20 protein-coding genes are annotated in these 13,759 nt (G+C 64.0%); 7 read left to right on the forward strand and 13 right to left on the reverse strand.

What is annotated here, in order from left to right; translation table 11 throughout:
- Positions 1 to 19: 19 nt before the first annotated feature.
- The 4 genes from EOA19_RS29565 to EOA19_RS29580 form a co-directional block, all read right to left on the reverse strand.
- Complete coding sequence (locus EOA19_RS29565; protein ID WP_023813261.1) at positions 20 to 808, reverse strand: ABC transporter substrate-binding protein; 789 nt, start codon at positions 806 to 808, stop codon at positions 20 to 22.
- Between the two features lie 109 nt (positions 809 to 917).
- Entirely contained in the window at positions 918 to 2,081 is a 1,164-nt protein-coding gene (locus tag EOA19_RS29570; protein ID WP_023813262.1) for a saccharopine dehydrogenase family protein, read from the reverse strand.
- Positions 2,078 to 2,578, reverse strand: a complete 501-nt coding sequence (locus EOA19_RS29575; protein WP_023813263.1) for an Lrp/AsnC family transcriptional regulator — start codon at positions 2,576 to 2,578, stop codon at positions 2,078 to 2,080. The genes EOA19_RS29570 and EOA19_RS29575 overlap by 4 nt, the downstream gene beginning before the upstream one ends.
- Positions 2,579 to 2,710: 132 nt before the next feature.
- Positions 2,711 to 3,574, reverse strand: coding sequence for a LysR substrate-binding domain-containing protein (locus EOA19_RS29580; RefSeq protein ID WP_128305599.1), 864 nt, complete (start codon positions 3,572 to 3,574; stop codon positions 2,711 to 2,713).
- 138 nt (positions 3,575 to 3,712) lie between these two features.
- Here EOA19_RS29580 and EOA19_RS29585 point away from each other — a divergent pair, with 138 nt between their 5' ends.
- Positions 3,713 to 3,919, forward strand: coding sequence for a hypothetical protein (locus EOA19_RS29585; RefSeq protein ID WP_023813266.1), 207 nt, complete (start codon positions 3,713 to 3,715; stop codon positions 3,917 to 3,919).
- 21 nt (positions 3,920 to 3,940) lie between these two features.
- Entirely contained in the window at positions 3,941 to 4,690 is a 750-nt protein-coding gene (locus EOA19_RS29590; RefSeq protein ID WP_023813267.1) for a sulfite exporter TauE/SafE family protein, read from the forward strand.
- 15 nt (positions 4,691 to 4,705) lie between these two features.
- Here EOA19_RS29590 and EOA19_RS29595 read toward each other — a convergent pair whose 3' ends face one another.
- The 3 genes from EOA19_RS29595 to EOA19_RS29605 all read right to left on the reverse strand — a co-directional run bounded on the left by EOA19_RS29595 (position 4,706) and on the right by EOA19_RS29605 (position 6,053).
- Positions 4,706 to 5,224, reverse strand: a complete 519-nt coding sequence (locus tag EOA19_RS29595; RefSeq protein ID WP_023813268.1) for an acetyltransferase — start codon at positions 5,222 to 5,224, stop codon at positions 4,706 to 4,708.
- Positions 5,221 to 5,496: a DUF1778 domain-containing protein gene (locus EOA19_RS29600; protein ID WP_023813269.1), complete on the reverse strand. Its 276-nt coding sequence runs from the start codon at positions 5,494 to 5,496 to the stop codon at positions 5,221 to 5,223. Before EOA19_RS29600 ends, EOA19_RS29595 begins: the two co-directional genes overlap by 4 nt.
- 107 nt (positions 5,497 to 5,603) lie before the next feature.
- Positions 5,604 to 6,053, reverse strand: a complete 450-nt coding sequence (locus EOA19_RS29605; RefSeq protein ID WP_023813270.1) for a universal stress protein — start codon at positions 6,051 to 6,053, stop codon at positions 5,604 to 5,606.
- A gap of 208 nt (positions 6,054 to 6,261) precedes the next feature.
- Here EOA19_RS29605 and EOA19_RS29610 point away from each other — a divergent pair, with 208 nt between their 5' ends.
- On the forward strand, positions 6,262 to 6,843 hold the full coding sequence (locus EOA19_RS29610) for a histidine phosphatase family protein (RefSeq protein ID WP_128305600.1): 582 nt from the start codon (positions 6,262 to 6,264) through the stop codon (positions 6,841 to 6,843).
- 30 nt (positions 6,844 to 6,873) lie between these two features.
- Here EOA19_RS29610 and EOA19_RS29615 read toward each other — a convergent pair whose 3' ends face one another.
- Together EOA19_RS29615 and EOA19_RS29620 are read right to left on the reverse strand one after the other, a co-directional pair.
- Entirely contained in the window at positions 6,874 to 7,275 is a 402-nt protein-coding gene (locus tag EOA19_RS29615) for a VOC family protein (RefSeq protein WP_128305601.1), read from the reverse strand.
- 128 nt (positions 7,276 to 7,403) lie between these two features.
- Complete coding sequence (locus tag EOA19_RS29620) at positions 7,404 to 8,156, reverse strand: pseudouridine synthase (protein ID WP_128305602.1); 753 nt, start codon at positions 8,154 to 8,156, stop codon at positions 7,404 to 7,406.
- A gap of 29 nt (positions 8,157 to 8,185) precedes the next feature.
- Between EOA19_RS29620 and EOA19_RS29625 the strand changes: the two genes are divergently transcribed.
- Entirely contained in the window at positions 8,186 to 8,770 is a 585-nt protein-coding gene (locus EOA19_RS29625) for an SRPBCC domain-containing protein (RefSeq protein ID WP_245486370.1), read from the forward strand.
- A gap of 37 nt (positions 8,771 to 8,807) precedes the next feature.
- Here the strand turns inward: EOA19_RS29625 and EOA19_RS29630 are convergent, their stop codons facing one another.
- Entirely contained in the window at positions 8,808 to 9,641 is an 834-nt protein-coding gene (locus tag EOA19_RS29630; protein ID WP_164893074.1) for a helix-turn-helix transcriptional regulator, read from the reverse strand.
- 92 nt (positions 9,642 to 9,733) lie between these two features.
- Between EOA19_RS29630 and EOA19_RS29635 the strand changes: the two genes are divergently transcribed.
- Positions 9,734 to 10,618, forward strand: a complete 885-nt coding sequence (locus EOA19_RS29635) for an SDR family oxidoreductase (protein WP_128305604.1) — start codon at positions 9,734 to 9,736, stop codon at positions 10,616 to 10,618.
- 235 nt (positions 10,619 to 10,853) lie between these two features.
- On the opposite strand, the gene EOA19_RS29640 is transcribed toward EOA19_RS29635, so the two are convergent.
- The 3 genes from EOA19_RS29640 to EOA19_RS29650 are packed head-to-tail and all read right to left on the reverse strand — an operon-like array spanning position 10,854 to position 12,155.
- Entirely contained in the window at positions 10,854 to 11,555 is a 702-nt protein-coding gene (locus tag EOA19_RS29640) for a RibD family protein (protein WP_128305605.1), read from the reverse strand.
- 4 nt (positions 11,556 to 11,559) lie between these two features.
- Positions 11,560 to 11,961 carry a type II toxin-antitoxin system HicB family antitoxin gene (locus EOA19_RS29645; protein WP_128305606.1) on the reverse strand — a complete coding sequence of 134 codons (402 nt, stop codon included), beginning with the start codon at positions 11,959 to 11,961 and terminating at the stop codon, positions 11,560 to 11,562.
- 5 nt (positions 11,962 to 11,966) lie between these two features.
- Complete coding sequence (locus EOA19_RS29650) at positions 11,967 to 12,155, reverse strand: type II toxin-antitoxin system HicA family toxin (protein WP_128305607.1); 189 nt, start codon at positions 12,153 to 12,155, stop codon at positions 11,967 to 11,969.
- 363 nt (positions 12,156 to 12,518) lie between these two features.
- On the opposite strand from EOA19_RS29650, the gene EOA19_RS29655 reads away from it, so the two are divergent.
- Positions 12,519 to 13,466 (forward strand): substrate-binding domain-containing protein, encoded by a 948-nt coding sequence (locus EOA19_RS29655; protein WP_128305608.1) that lies wholly within the window; start codon positions 12,519 to 12,521, stop codon positions 13,464 to 13,466.
- A gap of 90 nt (positions 13,467 to 13,556) precedes the next feature.
- Positions 13,557 to 13,759 (forward strand): hypothetical protein (locus tag EOA19_RS35695; protein ID WP_206638133.1); only part of this gene is annotated, 203 nt, incomplete at its 3' end.

Consider the following 13,759-nt stretch of genomic DNA (forward strand, 5'->3'; position numbering starts at 1 on the left):
CGCCTGGGTTTATCGCTGCTTAGTGGTCTTTCTTCCAGGCGTCGGAATTGACCCAGTAGTCGAGGTTCTTCTGCAGGCGACCATCGATGGTGACCTGGTTGAGGAACAGGTTCATCCAGACCAGCAGGTCCGGCTCGTCATAGCGGGTGGCGAAGGCAAGCGGCTCCTTCGACAGAAGGTCCGGCATGATGGTGAAGCTGCCGGCCGGATAGGCGGTCGACTGGCCCTTGACCGCCGAGACGTCGTTGACGCCGCAATCGGCCTGGCCGTTGTTGACGGCGTCGAGCAGCAGCGGACCGCCGCCCTTGTAGCTCTTGATGTCGGCGTCGGGGAAGGCTTTCTTGGCTTCCTTCTCGCCGGTGGCGCCGAGCAGCACGGCGATCTTGGTGCCCTTGGCCTTGCAGTCTTCGGTGGTCTTGAACTTGCTGTCGGCCTTGGTGAAGACGGTGCTGCCGGTGTACATGTAAGGCGTGGTGAAGGCGACCTTCATGCCGCGCGCCAGCGTCGGTGTCATGTCGGCGACCAGAAGGTCGGCCTTGCCTGACAGCAGCGCCGGGATCAGACCATCCCAGTCGAAATCGAGGAAGGTGATTTTCACACCCATTTCCTTGGCCATCAGTTCGGCCAGTTCAACCGAACTGCCGGTGCGTTCGCCATTGGCGCCAACCAGCGAGAAAGGGGGTCCCTGGGTCTGCACGGCGACACGCAGTTCGCCGCGCTTGGTGATGTCGTCCAGTGTTCCGGCTGAGGCAGCAGTGGTAAGGCCGGCGAGCGCAAGTCCGGCGATGAAAAGCTTGGCAATCTTCATTTGGTAGTCCTCCTTGTTTTATTGTTCCATGTCTTCGTTGTTTTTCACCCTTTGGGGTGCTTTTTGAGCGGCAGCGCCGTTGCCGGCGGCAGCCACCGTTCGAAAATCCTCAGTCCCAGGCCACCGTCTCGGTGACCTTGATGCCGCGTCTGGCAAGCTCGTCGAAGAAGGGTTCGTCGGGCACGTCCAGCAGCGGGTTGAGCAGGCCGGGTTTGGTGATCTCGCCACGCGCCAGCATCTGCGCCACGATGCTGGCGGGATAGCCGACGCCGAGGCTCATGCCGAACAGGCCCGAAGCCAGGTCCCGCTCGATGATCAGGTCCGACGTCACCGTCTTGGCGCGGCCGCTTTCGAGGCCGGAAAAGACATTGCGCATCACGCACAGGTCCTTCTCGCCGGGACCATATTGCAGTTGCGGGCCGAGCAGCCGGCCGAGGAATTCGCGCGGGCTGTTGGAGGTGCCGGGCACCTTGTCCTCAGAGAGGAAACCGAGCTCCTTTAGCGGCGCCCAGAAGGCCGACCATCCCGGCCAGCGCAGCGTGTAGCGGCCGGAACGGCGCAGACCCTTGGCTGCCTCCAGCATCTCGACATAATGCAGCGCATCGCCATTTGGGAACGCTTCCAGCCTGCCCAGGCCCGCGACCTCGATCTCATGGATGAAAGGGTTTTCGTGCTGCTGGCCGGCCGGCACCGCGACGCGCTTTCCGCCCTCGATCATGACGCTGTCGCGGTTCTGGCTGACCAGGACCATGTCGAAATTCCAGCTCACCTTGTAGCACAGCGGCTTGGCCATCGCCTTCGGCTCGGGGATGCCGCCGCAATAGGAATCGATCGCGGTGATCGAAGAGAACTGCCTGGCGGCGCGCGCGTAGAGTACGAGGTCGATGCCGGGGTCGAGCCCGCATTCGGTCATGATCGAGACGCCGGCTTGTTCGGCGGCCGGCGCCAGATCGGCGATCGACTTGGCGTAGTTGGTGGTGACCAGCGGCGTGCGCGTGGCGATCGCGGCCTGCACCGCCTCGCGCATCAATGGCTGCGGCAACAGGTCGATGACGGCGTCGACATCATCAAGCACATTGGCCAGCGCCGGGCCGATCGCGCCTTCAGGCACGACGAAGCGCACACGGGCAAGATCGGTCAGGCCGGCAAGCCGGGCCGGGCCATCCGCTGCGGTGTCGACGCAGACGATTTCCTCGACGCCGTCGCTGGCAACAAGGTCGGCGATTGCCGCCCGGCCTTGCAGGCCGAGGCCGCCGAGTACCGCGATCTTCATGCCGGCTCCTTGCGGTCGTCCGACCAGCAGCCTTCCGGCAGGCTGACCCATTTGTTGCAGGACGCCATGACGACGAAGGTTTCGCTGCGCACGACTTCGCCGGGCTCGCCGGCACCCGGGATCAGTTCGCTAGTGACGCGGTAGAGGTCGGCGACGTCACCCGCCACGGTTACGTCGACGATGATGTCGAAGCGCCCGGTGACGACCGAGGCCGAGTTGACGAAGGGCAGTTCGGCAATGCGCTGCGCCAGTTCGCGGGCCCGGCCGCGCCCTTGGGCATTGATGCCGACAATGGCCGAGATCAGCTCGGGACGCTCGGTCAGATTCAGCAGGCCGACGATCTTGAGCAGGTTGCGGTCGAGCAGGTTGCGCAACCGCGTGCGCACCGTCGGCACCGAAATCGCCAATATCTCCGCGATGCGGTTGATGCCCGGCTGTGCATCCTGCGACAGCTGTTTGACCAGCCGCCGATCGGTCAGATCGAGATGTTCTCGCAAAGTCCCCGTCTTTCACAAAAGGAAAAAACTTTGGCGGTTTTTTTGCCAATGTGCAAACAAGCTACGTCACGGATATTGGAAAAGCAAGGCAATGATTCAGCGCTACTGGTGATAGGTGGTCGCTGTCAGGGCTCAGACCAGCGCTGCCGCCAACAGTTTTGCCTGTGGCGTCAGCTCTTCGAAGCGGCGGGCGCAGAGGTTGAGCTGGCGCGTCGCCCAGTCGTCGGTCAGCCGCAGTGTGCGCACGGAACGACCCGCCGCACTTTCCGGCACGATGGCGATGCCGGCGCCTTGCGCGACCAGCCGGCAGACATTGTCGAGGCCAGGCACGCGGATGCGGACATGCAGATGGCCGCCAAGGCGGGCCGCCTGGCGCGTGATGTGCTCCTGCAGCGCATGGCCGGTGCTGAGGCCGACGAAAGATTCGCCGAGAACCTCAGTGAGGTTGACGGTGCGGCCTTCAAGGCCGGGCCGGTTCCGCGCGGCGATCACCACCAGCCGGTCGGTGAAGAACGGTTTCTGTTCGAGATGCGACAGGCCGGCCCAGGTTGCGGCGATGCCGAGATCGGCCGCACCATTGGCCACGGCTTGCGCGATCTCATGGCTGGGGCGCTCGTCGAGATCGATGTCGATCTGGGCATGGGCGACAAGGAAAGCCGGCAGGATGTCGCGCAGCAACTCGGCTGTAGCGGCGGTGTTGGGCAGCAGCCGGACGCGGGCGCGCAGGCCGGTGGCATAGGCGGCCAGATCGCCGGTCATGGCCTCGATCTGGTTCTGCACGGCGCGCGCATGATGCAGCAGCGCCTGTCCCGCCGGCGTTGGCACCACACCACGGCGGCGGCGCTCCAGGAGCGGCGCGCCGAGCCGCTCCTCCATGCCCTTGATGCGGGCGCTGGCCGACGCCAGGGCCAGGCCGGCAAGCTCGGCGCCATGGGTGATGCTGCCGCGTTCGGCCACCAGCAGGAACAGGCGGAGATCGACCAGATCGAAGCGCATTCTTTTGCTCCTGCGAATATTCAGCGCCCGGGAAGGCGATCGGCCCTCCAGCCTTCGTCCTGGCCGAAGGTTGGCAGCACAACTTCCACATTGTGATCGGCCGGGATCTTCGTCAAACAGTTTCGAAGGAGAATTGTGATGAACAAACGAACGTCAGGCCGGCTCGGCATTCTCGAAAGCACGGCGATCGTGCTGGCCATTGCCGTGGCTGGCCTTGCCATGGCGCCAGCGGGATCAGGCCTGCGGGGATGCGCGGCGACGGTCGTATCCACCAGCCGCGATGCGGCGCCGGCAAAGGCCGCCAGCCTGGATGCCGACGCAACCGATATGCTGCTGCATGACTGATCCCGCCTTGAAGATACGACCATGCTGAGCGCCGGCGTCCTCGCCTGGATCGGCGCCGTGTTCCTCGCCGCCGGCTTCGTCAAGGGCGTCGTCGGCATGGGGCTGCCTACCGTTGCGATGGGCCTGCTGGCGGTGACGATGCCGCCTGCGCAGGCCGCGGCGCTGCTGCTGATCCCGTCGTTGGTCACCAATCTCTGGCAATTGCTGACCGGCCCGTCCTTCGGCGGCCTGTGTAAGCGGCTATGGACGATGATGGCCGGCGTGATGCTCGGCACCGTTGCCGGTGCCGGGCTGCTGACCGGCACGCATACGGGCGCGGCTTCGGCCGGGCTGGGCGCCGCACTTGTGCTCTATGCGATCCTCGGCCTCGCGAAGGCCGGCTTCACCACGCCGGTGCGCCACGAAGCCTTGATGTCACCGCTGGTCGGGGTGGCGACCGGGCTGGTCACCGGCGCCACCGGCGTCTTCGTCATCCCGGCAGTGCCCTATCTGCAATCGCTGCGGCTGGAGAAAGAAGACCTGATCCAGGCGCTCGGCCTATCCTTCACCGTGTCGACGGCGGCGCTCGCCATCGGGCTGTTCAGGACCGGTGCCCTGGCGTCGCCGAGCGCGCAACTGGCGGGATCGGTCGCAGCCCTTGCGCCGGCGCTGGCCGGCATGTTCGCCGGCCAGGCATTGCGCCGGAGGATGAGCATCGAGACCTTCCGGAAAGTGTTCTTCGTCGGATTGCTGGCGCTGGGTGTCTATCTTGTGGAGGACGGTATTCTGTAAGCTTGCGGCAGGCGTTCAGAATGCAGCTATCGCCTTGGCGATCGCGGCGAAAGGCAGGACCAGGGACAGCGGCGCGTCATCCAGACGGATCGCACCGTAACCTTCATACCAGTGGGCAGCCTGGTCACCTTTGGCATCGATTAGCAAGGCAACGCCGCCGAGCTCCTCCGCGACTGCCATACAGCGCTTCCCGGCGGCGAGCAGCAAACCGCCGCCAAGGCCGCGGCCTTGTATCGTACGGTCTACGGCGAGCCGACCCAGACGGTAGACCGGCACGTCATAGCGGCCAAGGCCGCGTTTGGCGACTGCCGGGGTCCTGGCAAAGTCGATCGAAGCCGGGCTGAGAGAGTAGAAGCCGAGGATGCGCAAAGGATCTTGCGCCGTCACGGCGACGAAAGTTTTTGCGCCACCGCTTTGATGACTTTGACGCGCAAAGCGCTGCAAATAGATGTTGAGGTCCGCGTCGCCACAGTCGAAGGCGGCACGGTTATGTTGTCTCCCGATCGGCACTTCTTGCCATGTGACGGAGTTCACGCGAGAGTCTGGCCGGCTTTGGCGGCGCGGATAAGGCGGTTGGTCGGGGAGGGCGGGTTTTCAAGCAGGTCGAGGACGCGCAGACTGTCCCGTTCTGACAGCGCAAGATGTTCGGCGCGTTCGATCGCAGCCTGGGCGTCACGCAGTGCGGAGCGCGTAACGAACTCGGTCAGGCCGACATTCGACAAGGCGGCCGCACGTGCGATCACGGCTTTCGCTTCGGGCGGAATCCGGAAATCGATTCGACCGTTATCACCGACGTTGCGAGGCATGGCTATCTCCTTTGTCTGCTATTATATGGTACGGATTGAATCCGTACCATATAAATCCTGTCGCTTTAGCCTCACGGGCATGTGAGGAGCGCGCTGGGCCAAATCTGTTACCGCACCACCAGCACCGCAATCTCCGTGTAGGACAGCACTTCCGCCGTCTGGCTGCCGAGAAGCAGCTTGCCCAGTCCGCGACGGCCGTGCGAGGCCATGACGATCAGGTCGCAGCGCAGGGCCTGCGACAGTTCCAGGATGGCTTCGGCGGGCCGCTTGTCCTCGACATGGACCACCTCCGCGGCCACGCCAACGGCGTCCGCCGACGCCTTGCATTTGGCGAGCACTTCCTTGGCATAGCGGCCTGCCTCTTCCTTGTAGGCGACGAGCTCATCGCCGGCGGCATAGCCGGCCATGGCGCCGCCCCAGGCGAAGATCGGGAATGGTTCCGAGACGGTAACGAAGGTGACGGAAGCGCCGAGGTCCTTGGCCAATGTCAGGCCGTGGGCAACGCCCTTGTCGGCCAGTTCCGATCCGTCCGTGGCGATGAGCAGATGTTTGTACATGATGATCTCGACTTGTTGTGCAAGGGCCCGTGCCCTTGTGGTGGCGGGAGCCTTGTAGAGGCTGGCCTTGATATAGTTGCGGCACCAGGATGATCACAGGGCCGGCCCGCCGCGGATCAAGGCCAGGCGACCACGCAGTTTTGTACCAAGCGGATTCCCCTTTGCCGCATCGTCGCTTAAGGTGCCGGACCACATCGAAAGGCATCTCATGAGCAGCGTGTATCCCCAAATCCATCTGGTCCGGCATGGCGAGACGGCATGGAGCCTTTCGGGGCAGCATACCGGCCGCACCGACATGCCGTTGACCCCGGTTGGCGAGGCCGCCGCGCGGGGCGTCGCGGATAGGCTCAAGGGCCTGTCCTTTTCGGCCGTATGGTCGAGCCCGTCGCAGCGCGCCTACAACACCAGCGTATTGGCCGGCTTCGGCGCGCAGAGCGTCAAGAAAGACGATCTGCAGGAGTGGGACTATGGCGCCTATGAGGGGCTGACGACAAAACAGATCCTGGCCGAGCGCCCCGGCTGGAATGTGTTTCGCGATGGTTGTCCAAAGGGCGAGATGGCGGCCGATGTGGGCGCGCGGGCCGACAGGATCATTGACGGGTTACGCAAGGCCAATGCCGACATGTTGGTGTTTTCCAGCGCGCATTTTTTGCGCGTGCTGGCGGCGCGCTGGATCGGGCTGCCGCCCGAAGGCGGCGCGCTGTTCGTGCTCGATACGGCAAGCATCAGCGTGCTCGGCTACGAGCATGATCTGAGCGAGCCGGTCATCCGGAAATGGAACCAGAAGTAGTGCGGCATCGGCCGGCGGTACCGCTCCGCCCTACCTGTCGAATTTCCTGATCGCCTCGGCGGTTACCGGCGTGAAGAAATTCACCAGATTGCCATCGGGGTCGCGAAACAGCAGCGAGCGATTACCCCAGGGCATTGTGGTCGGCTTTTGCACCGTTACATCCCTGAGTAGGTCCGAGAGCCTGGCGAATTCAGCATCGACGTCGCCGACGCGGAACTCAAGGATGACGGTGTGGTTGTCGGCGGGGCGGGCGATGTCGTCGCCGAACAGCATCAAGGTGCGCGTGCTGCCGATTGCCAACGTGCAGGCAGGTGTCGCGAGTTCGGCGAAGTCTTCTGTGTACATAGTCACGGGCATGCCGGTGATCTCGCCATAGAAGCGCACGAGACGCTGGACGTCCGACGTGATGATGCGGACAGAGACGAAATTCATTTGTTTTGCTCCTGGATTGCTGGAGCCGCGGCCCGGCCCATGAGTCACCTATAGGCCAGGCCTCCTGACAGCTTCCTGTCAGGAGGTGGCGCGGATGCAAGGCCGCCGACATCGACGATACGCGGGGCTCACCCCGCCAGCAGCTCCAGTTCCTCCGGCGTCAAATGCCGTGCCGTACCCTTGGCGAGGTCGCCGAGCGGCAGGCGGCCGATAGCGATGCGGATGAGGCGCAGAACCTCGACGCCGTGCGCGGCGAGCAGGCGACGGATGTGGCGGTTACGGCCTTCGTCGAGGACGATCTCCAGCCAGGCGGTGCGGCCGCCGCTGCGCAAAAGTTCGATCGAACTGACGCTCAGGGTCTCGCCATCGACGGTCACGCCGGCGCGGAATTTGTCCAGCATCGCTGCGTCCGGCACCATGCCGATCTGCACGTGATAGGTCTTGGGCAAATGCGAGGCCGGATCCATCAGCCGGTTGGCAAACCGGGTGTCGTTGGTCATCAACAGCAGGCCTTCGCTCGCCTTGTCGAGGCGACCGACCGGGGAGACGAAGGGCAGGTCGAGCCCTTCCAGGCAGGCATAGACGGTGTCGCGTTGTTGCGGGTCGTCGCGGGTGGTGACCAGCCCGCGCGGCTTGTTGAGGACGAGATAGACCTTGCGCTCGGCAACCACCGGCCTGTCGTCGACAACGATGCGGTCGCGGTCGAGGTCGACGCGCAGGGCTGCATCGCGCACGACCTTGCCGCCGACACGCACGCGGCCTTCGGCGATCAGCACCTCGGCCTGCGTGCGAGAGCACAGGCCGAGCTTCGACAGCGCCCGGTTCAGGCTGACGCCGGGCGCCGCCTGCCTGCCGCTTTGTCGTGTCTGCCGTGGTGTCATGCTGCCGTCTGTGCTGGTGGAGCCGACAAATGCCACGGGCTGCAATGGCTTCGCAAGACGCGCTGCTGCAATCGTGCGCAAGGCAAGGGGGCAGTGGCGGCATCCGCGGTTCTTGGACCGGCGATATTGTCGCCGCCGCATCCGCGATAAACCTGCTTCGCTTGAGTGAGTCTCTCGACATCTCGCCGATCACCAAGACCGTCGTCATCAGTGCCGAGCCGGCCAAGGTCTGGCGGATACTGACGATGCCAGAAATGATCCCGCAATGGATGTCCGACGAGGAGTTGACTGTCAGCCTGCAAGGGCATGCCGGCGGCGCGATCGTGATGCGCGGACTGCTGCACGGAATGCCGTTCGAGAACCATGGCACCATCCGCGCTTTTGAGCCGGAAAAGAGCTTCGCGTACGGCTACTGGAGCACGCTGTCGGCCTCGCGGCTGGCGGACGTGCCCGAAAACCACACCGTGGTCAGCTTCGATCTGGCGCCGATGGATGGGGGGACGAAGCTGACGCTGACGCTCAGCGACTTCGCCGAACCGGCGATCCGTCCGCATGCCAATCTCTACTGGGGGCCGACCTTGCAAATCCTGAAAGCGGTCTGCGAGCGCGCTTGAGGGCGGGCGTCATCCCCGCGGACGGGCCGTCCGGCCCTTACTCTTTGGGGTGTCGGGCGAGAGCCAGCGCGCGAATACGGTCGGCGACGGCGCTGTCGACCGGGTTGTAGACGGTCAGGCTCAGATCCGGCCGGCCGTCGACCGCGAAGCCCGAATATTCCAGTTCGATATCACCGAGTTCCGGGTGCTTCAGGCGCTTTGTCCCGTCGCCGTGGCTGAGCACGTCGTTTTCGCGCCACAGCGCGTCGAATTCCGGGCTGGCGCTGCAGAGTTCGTCGACGAGCTCGCGCACCTCGGAGACAGCGCCGGCGCGTGCCGCATCGGCACGGAACGAAGCGACCACGAAACGGGCCAGGTTTTTCCAATCGTGCTGCTTGGCGCGGATGACGGGGCGCAGGAACATGAAACGCAGGATGTTGCGCTCGCCTTCGGGCAGGGCGCTGTAGTCGGTCAGCACGACCCGCGCGGCGCGGTTCCAGGCAACGACGTCCCAGGTGGCGGTCCTGACTATGGCGGGGCTGGCATCGAGCGTGTCGATGAGGCGCTGCAGCCGGGGGCTGACGCCCTCGTCGCCTCTGTAGCGGACCTCGGGCGGGCGCCCCAGCCCGAGCATGAAAAGATGTTCGCGTTCCGCCTCGGTCAGCAGCAGCCCCTTGGCGATGCGATTGAGGACATCGGCCGAGGGTGCGCCGCCGCGGCCCTGCTCCAGCCATGTGTACCAGGTCGGGCTTATGTTGGCGCGCTGGGCGACCTCTTCCCGGCGCAGTCCCGGCGTGCGTCGGCGGCCCGAAAAGCCGAAGGAAGCCGGATCGAGCCGCGTGCGCCGGTCTTTGAGGAACGCTGCCAGCGAGCCGGCGGGATTGGAGGGCATCCTGTTAGTCATTATACCATGATAAGATCACTACTTTAATAGGATATATAGACCAGCAATATTACGCAGGCAACTAGTGCAGGAGATTTTGCATGCGTATCTTTCTCACCGGCGCGACCGGTTTCATCGGTTCGGCGCTGGTTCCCGAACTCGTCAAGGCGGGCCACCAGGTGGTCGGCGTGACCCGCTCCGACGCCGGCGCCGAGGCGCTGGCTGCCGCTGGTGCCGAGGTGCACCGGGGGACCCTCGAAGATCCCGAGGGGCTGCGCGACGGCGCGGCCAAGGCGGAGGCTGTGATCCACACGGCGTTCGACCACGATTTTTCGCGGTTTGCCGAAAATTGCGAAAAGGACAAGCGCGTCATCGCCGCACTCGGCGCCGCGCTGGCCGGCTCCGACCGGCCGCTGGTGATCACCTCCGGGGTCGGCATGGGCAGCCCCGGGCATGGCGAACTGGCGATCGAGGACGTCTTCAATCCCGACCACCCCAATCCGCGCATCGCCTCGGAGCTGGCCGGCAATGCCTTGCTGGACGCCGGCATCAATGTGTCGGTGGTGCGGCTGCCGCAGGTCCACAATCCGGTCAAGCAAGGGCTTATCACGCCGCTCATCGAAATCGCGCGTGAAAAAGGCGTCTCGGCCTATGTCGGCGAAGGCCGCAACCGCTTCTCCGCGGGCCATCTCCTCGACGCCGCGCGGCTTTACCGGCTGGCCGTGGAAAAGCGGCAGCCGGGCGCGCGCTATCACGCTGTCGGCGAAAAAGGCGTCGAGGTGCGGGCCATCGCCGAGGCGCTTGGCCGGGGCCTGAAATTGCCGGTCGTTTCCATCGCGCCTGAAAGAGCGGCGGAGCATTTCGGCTGGATGGCGATGTTCGCGCCGATGGATCTGCCGGCCTCCAGCGCGCTGACACAGGCACGATTGGGCTGGCACCCGACCGGCCCGACGCTGATCGCCGATCTCGATGCCATGCGGTATTGATGCGCCTAGCAACGTTTGAGGTGAGCCGAAGTCTCTGAACCTCGTCATCCCTGGGCGAAGCAGGAGCGCAGCTCCGTCGCGGAGACCCTGGGATCCATGCCGCGACCTTCATCATAGGGTGCAGCGGAGCAGAATTCTGCACCGCTGCGGGGCTTCCAAGTCCCGGCATGGATCCCGGGGTCTGCGCTGCGTCGCTTCGCTCCTTGCTCCGCCCCAGGATGACGACTTCTCGGGATCATGCTCCAGGGCTGACCGCGTAGCGCAGATGGACGAGCCCATGCGCCAAGGCCTCGCAGCTCTTCAGGGACAACTGCATCTTGCCCGGCAGGCCACTGTCGCCGAACTCGACGAAGGCCTGGTTCCCGGCGCGCCCGTCGAGCGCGGGCGCGACGAGAAGGCTCAGCTCATCGACGAGCCCAGCCGCAAGGAAGGAACCGTTGATGCCGGCACCGCCCTCGAGCAGCAACCGGCGGATGCCGAGTTCGCTGCCGAGCACCTCGAGCATCGCCGCGAGATTGATGTCCGCCGCTTCCGACACGATATAGGATACGCCGTCGGCGGCGAGCTCGGCCAGGTGGCTGTCGGCGACATCATGCCCAAGCAGCACCACGACATGGTCGCCGCCGATGTCGGGTTTGGAAAAATGAAGCTTGCCCGAGACATCGAGCGCCACGGCATAACTGCCCGCATCCCTTTGCGCGAAATGATAGGGCCGGTCGACCTTGCCGGCATTGGCCGGCGGATGCGCGCCGGCCTTGCTCATCTCGGCCATGGTGACGCGGCCGACGATCCAGGCGTCAGCCGCGAGATCATTGTGGATATGCTCGTAGAGGCTCGACCACTCCGCCCGGGTCCCGTCCGGACTTGTCGTGTAGCGGCTTGGATGAAGGCTGCCGTCGAGTGATGCGAGCATATGGCAGATGATTTGCGGCTTCATCGGGTCACGCCGCTTCAAGCGCCATCACTTTTTCAGCGGCCTTTGCGAGAAACCCGGATCGGGTATAGCCATGAGCTTCGGCAAAGGCATCGATCCTTTGGAGAATGTCGTCCGGAAGCGTCACGTTGATACGCACTGTTTTCCTGGTCTGGGTCTGGGCCGAGACCAGGATTGCAACACCGTCGCGATTATCGGCGTCCGCCATCACAGCCTCCAAACTGGAGGGTTCAGGAACAGCCCCGCCATCCTCGACCAACCCTTCGATGTGGAGGGCGAGGGCCTCTTCAGCCATGGACCGGGCGTCATCCAGATCCTTGCCGGCGGTAATCACGCCTGGGAAATCAGGGAAAGACACACCGAAGTCGCTGTCGGCATCCTTATGGATAAGTCCGATATACTGCTTCATGGCCGTCACCTCAGTTTCAGTCCAGATTGTTTTTCGATGCTGCGCAGGGTGCCTATTGGAATATCGCGCTTGGGACGAGGGACGGTGACCCGCCCTAGCCTGTCGCGGTGTTTGAATTGCGCATGACTGCCCCTTCGGGCAACTTCAACCCACCCATCAGCTTCCAACAGGCGGATAATGTCGGCGCTTTTCATGTGTATTTATACACATTTAATGATGGCTTTTCAACAAGGAATATGAAGTCAGTCAACGCCAAATAGGCCGCAGGAGGCGAAGCGCCGTGTCTACTGTGCTGGGAAGCATGCCGCACGATCCAAAAATCCGACAATTCCGATAATTTGCCGGACGGCGCTGTTATATCGAGGTTGCACAAATGGTTGGCGCTGGGTTAGCATCCCTGTGCAGGCGTCGGTGGGAGGCTCTTTTTACAGCGGCGGCCAGCTGGAGCGGCATGCGTTTTCGGGCGCAGGGAGGATGCTCCACACTTTGAACCGACGCATGATCCTTCCTGAAACCGATCCGGTTTTCGGGCGTGCGTCCTTGTGGAGGAGGATCCCATGAACAGACGTGAATTCCTGCTGTCGTCCGCGGCTTTCGGCGCCATGATGGTTGCCGCGCCCTCGGTGTTTGCGCAGGACAAGCTCACCATCCTTGGCTCGGTGCCCAGTCTCGGCTTTCCGTTCTTCGTGCACATGCTGAACGAGATCAAGGCGGAAGCCGCCACGCAAGGCGTCAATCTGACCGAAAGCGACGGCCAGAACTCGGCCACCAAGCAGACCGCCGACATCGAGGCCGCCCTGGTGCAGAAGGTCAACGCCATCGTCATCTCGCCGCTCGACGTCAACGCACTGGCGCCGGCCATCGAGGAAGCGGTCAAGGCCGGTGTTCCCGTAGTGACGATCGACCGCCGCGTCGACGGCGTCGAGGGCATCCTCGCGCATGTCGGCGCCGACAATGTGAAGGGCGGCGAGGCGGAAGCCAACGCCGTGGTGGCGGCGTTCCCGAACGGCGCCAAGCTGTTCCATCTGCAGGGCCAACCCGGTGCCGGCCCGGCGATCGACCGCAACAAGGGCGTGCACAATGTGCTCGATCCCTTGAAGGACAAGTATCAGATCGTCTTCGAGCAGACCGCCAACTTCGCCCGCGCCGAGGCGCTGTCGGTGACTGAGGCCGGCCTTGCCGCCAACGGCAAGCCCGACGCCATCGTCTGCGCCAATGACGACATGGCGCTCGGCGCCATGGAGGCCTGCGCCGCTCGCAACTTCACCGACGTCAAGATCTACGGCTTCGATGCACTGCCGGAAGCGCTGGTCGCGGTGCGCGACGGCAAGCTTGCGGGCACCGTCGAGCAGTTTCCCGGCGAGCAGTCGCGCACCGCGGTGCGCATCGCGGTGGCCTTTGCCAAGGACAAGACCGAGCCGCAGGAGAAGCTGGTGCTTTTGACGCCGATCGTCATCGGCAAGGACAATCTCGACAAGGCGGAGAGGATTGGCGAGACGAAGTAGGGCGATTTGGCGGGGATCGGCCGATTGGCAAAGCCGGTGGGACAGCACCCCCCTCTGTCCTGCCGGACATCTCCCCCGCAAGCGGGGAGATTGGCTGTCCGTCCTGCTTTCGCCAATCTCCACACCGCAGGAAAAGCGCTACCAGCAAAGCTGCCGATCTCCCCCCTGTTTGGACCGGAGACATCGCGAACAGGTGTGCGAGGACATCGCGAACAGTTTTGTCACTTATCGTCTGCAGAGGTTGAGGTCGACTGTTTCTATTTTCTGATGTCTGAAGAAGGCTTGGAAGACGC

It is taken from the genome of Mesorhizobium sp. M7A.F.Ca.US.010.02.1.1 (assembly GCF_004023085.1).
Lineage (GTDB): Bacteria > Pseudomonadota > Alphaproteobacteria > Rhizobiales > Rhizobiaceae > Mesorhizobium.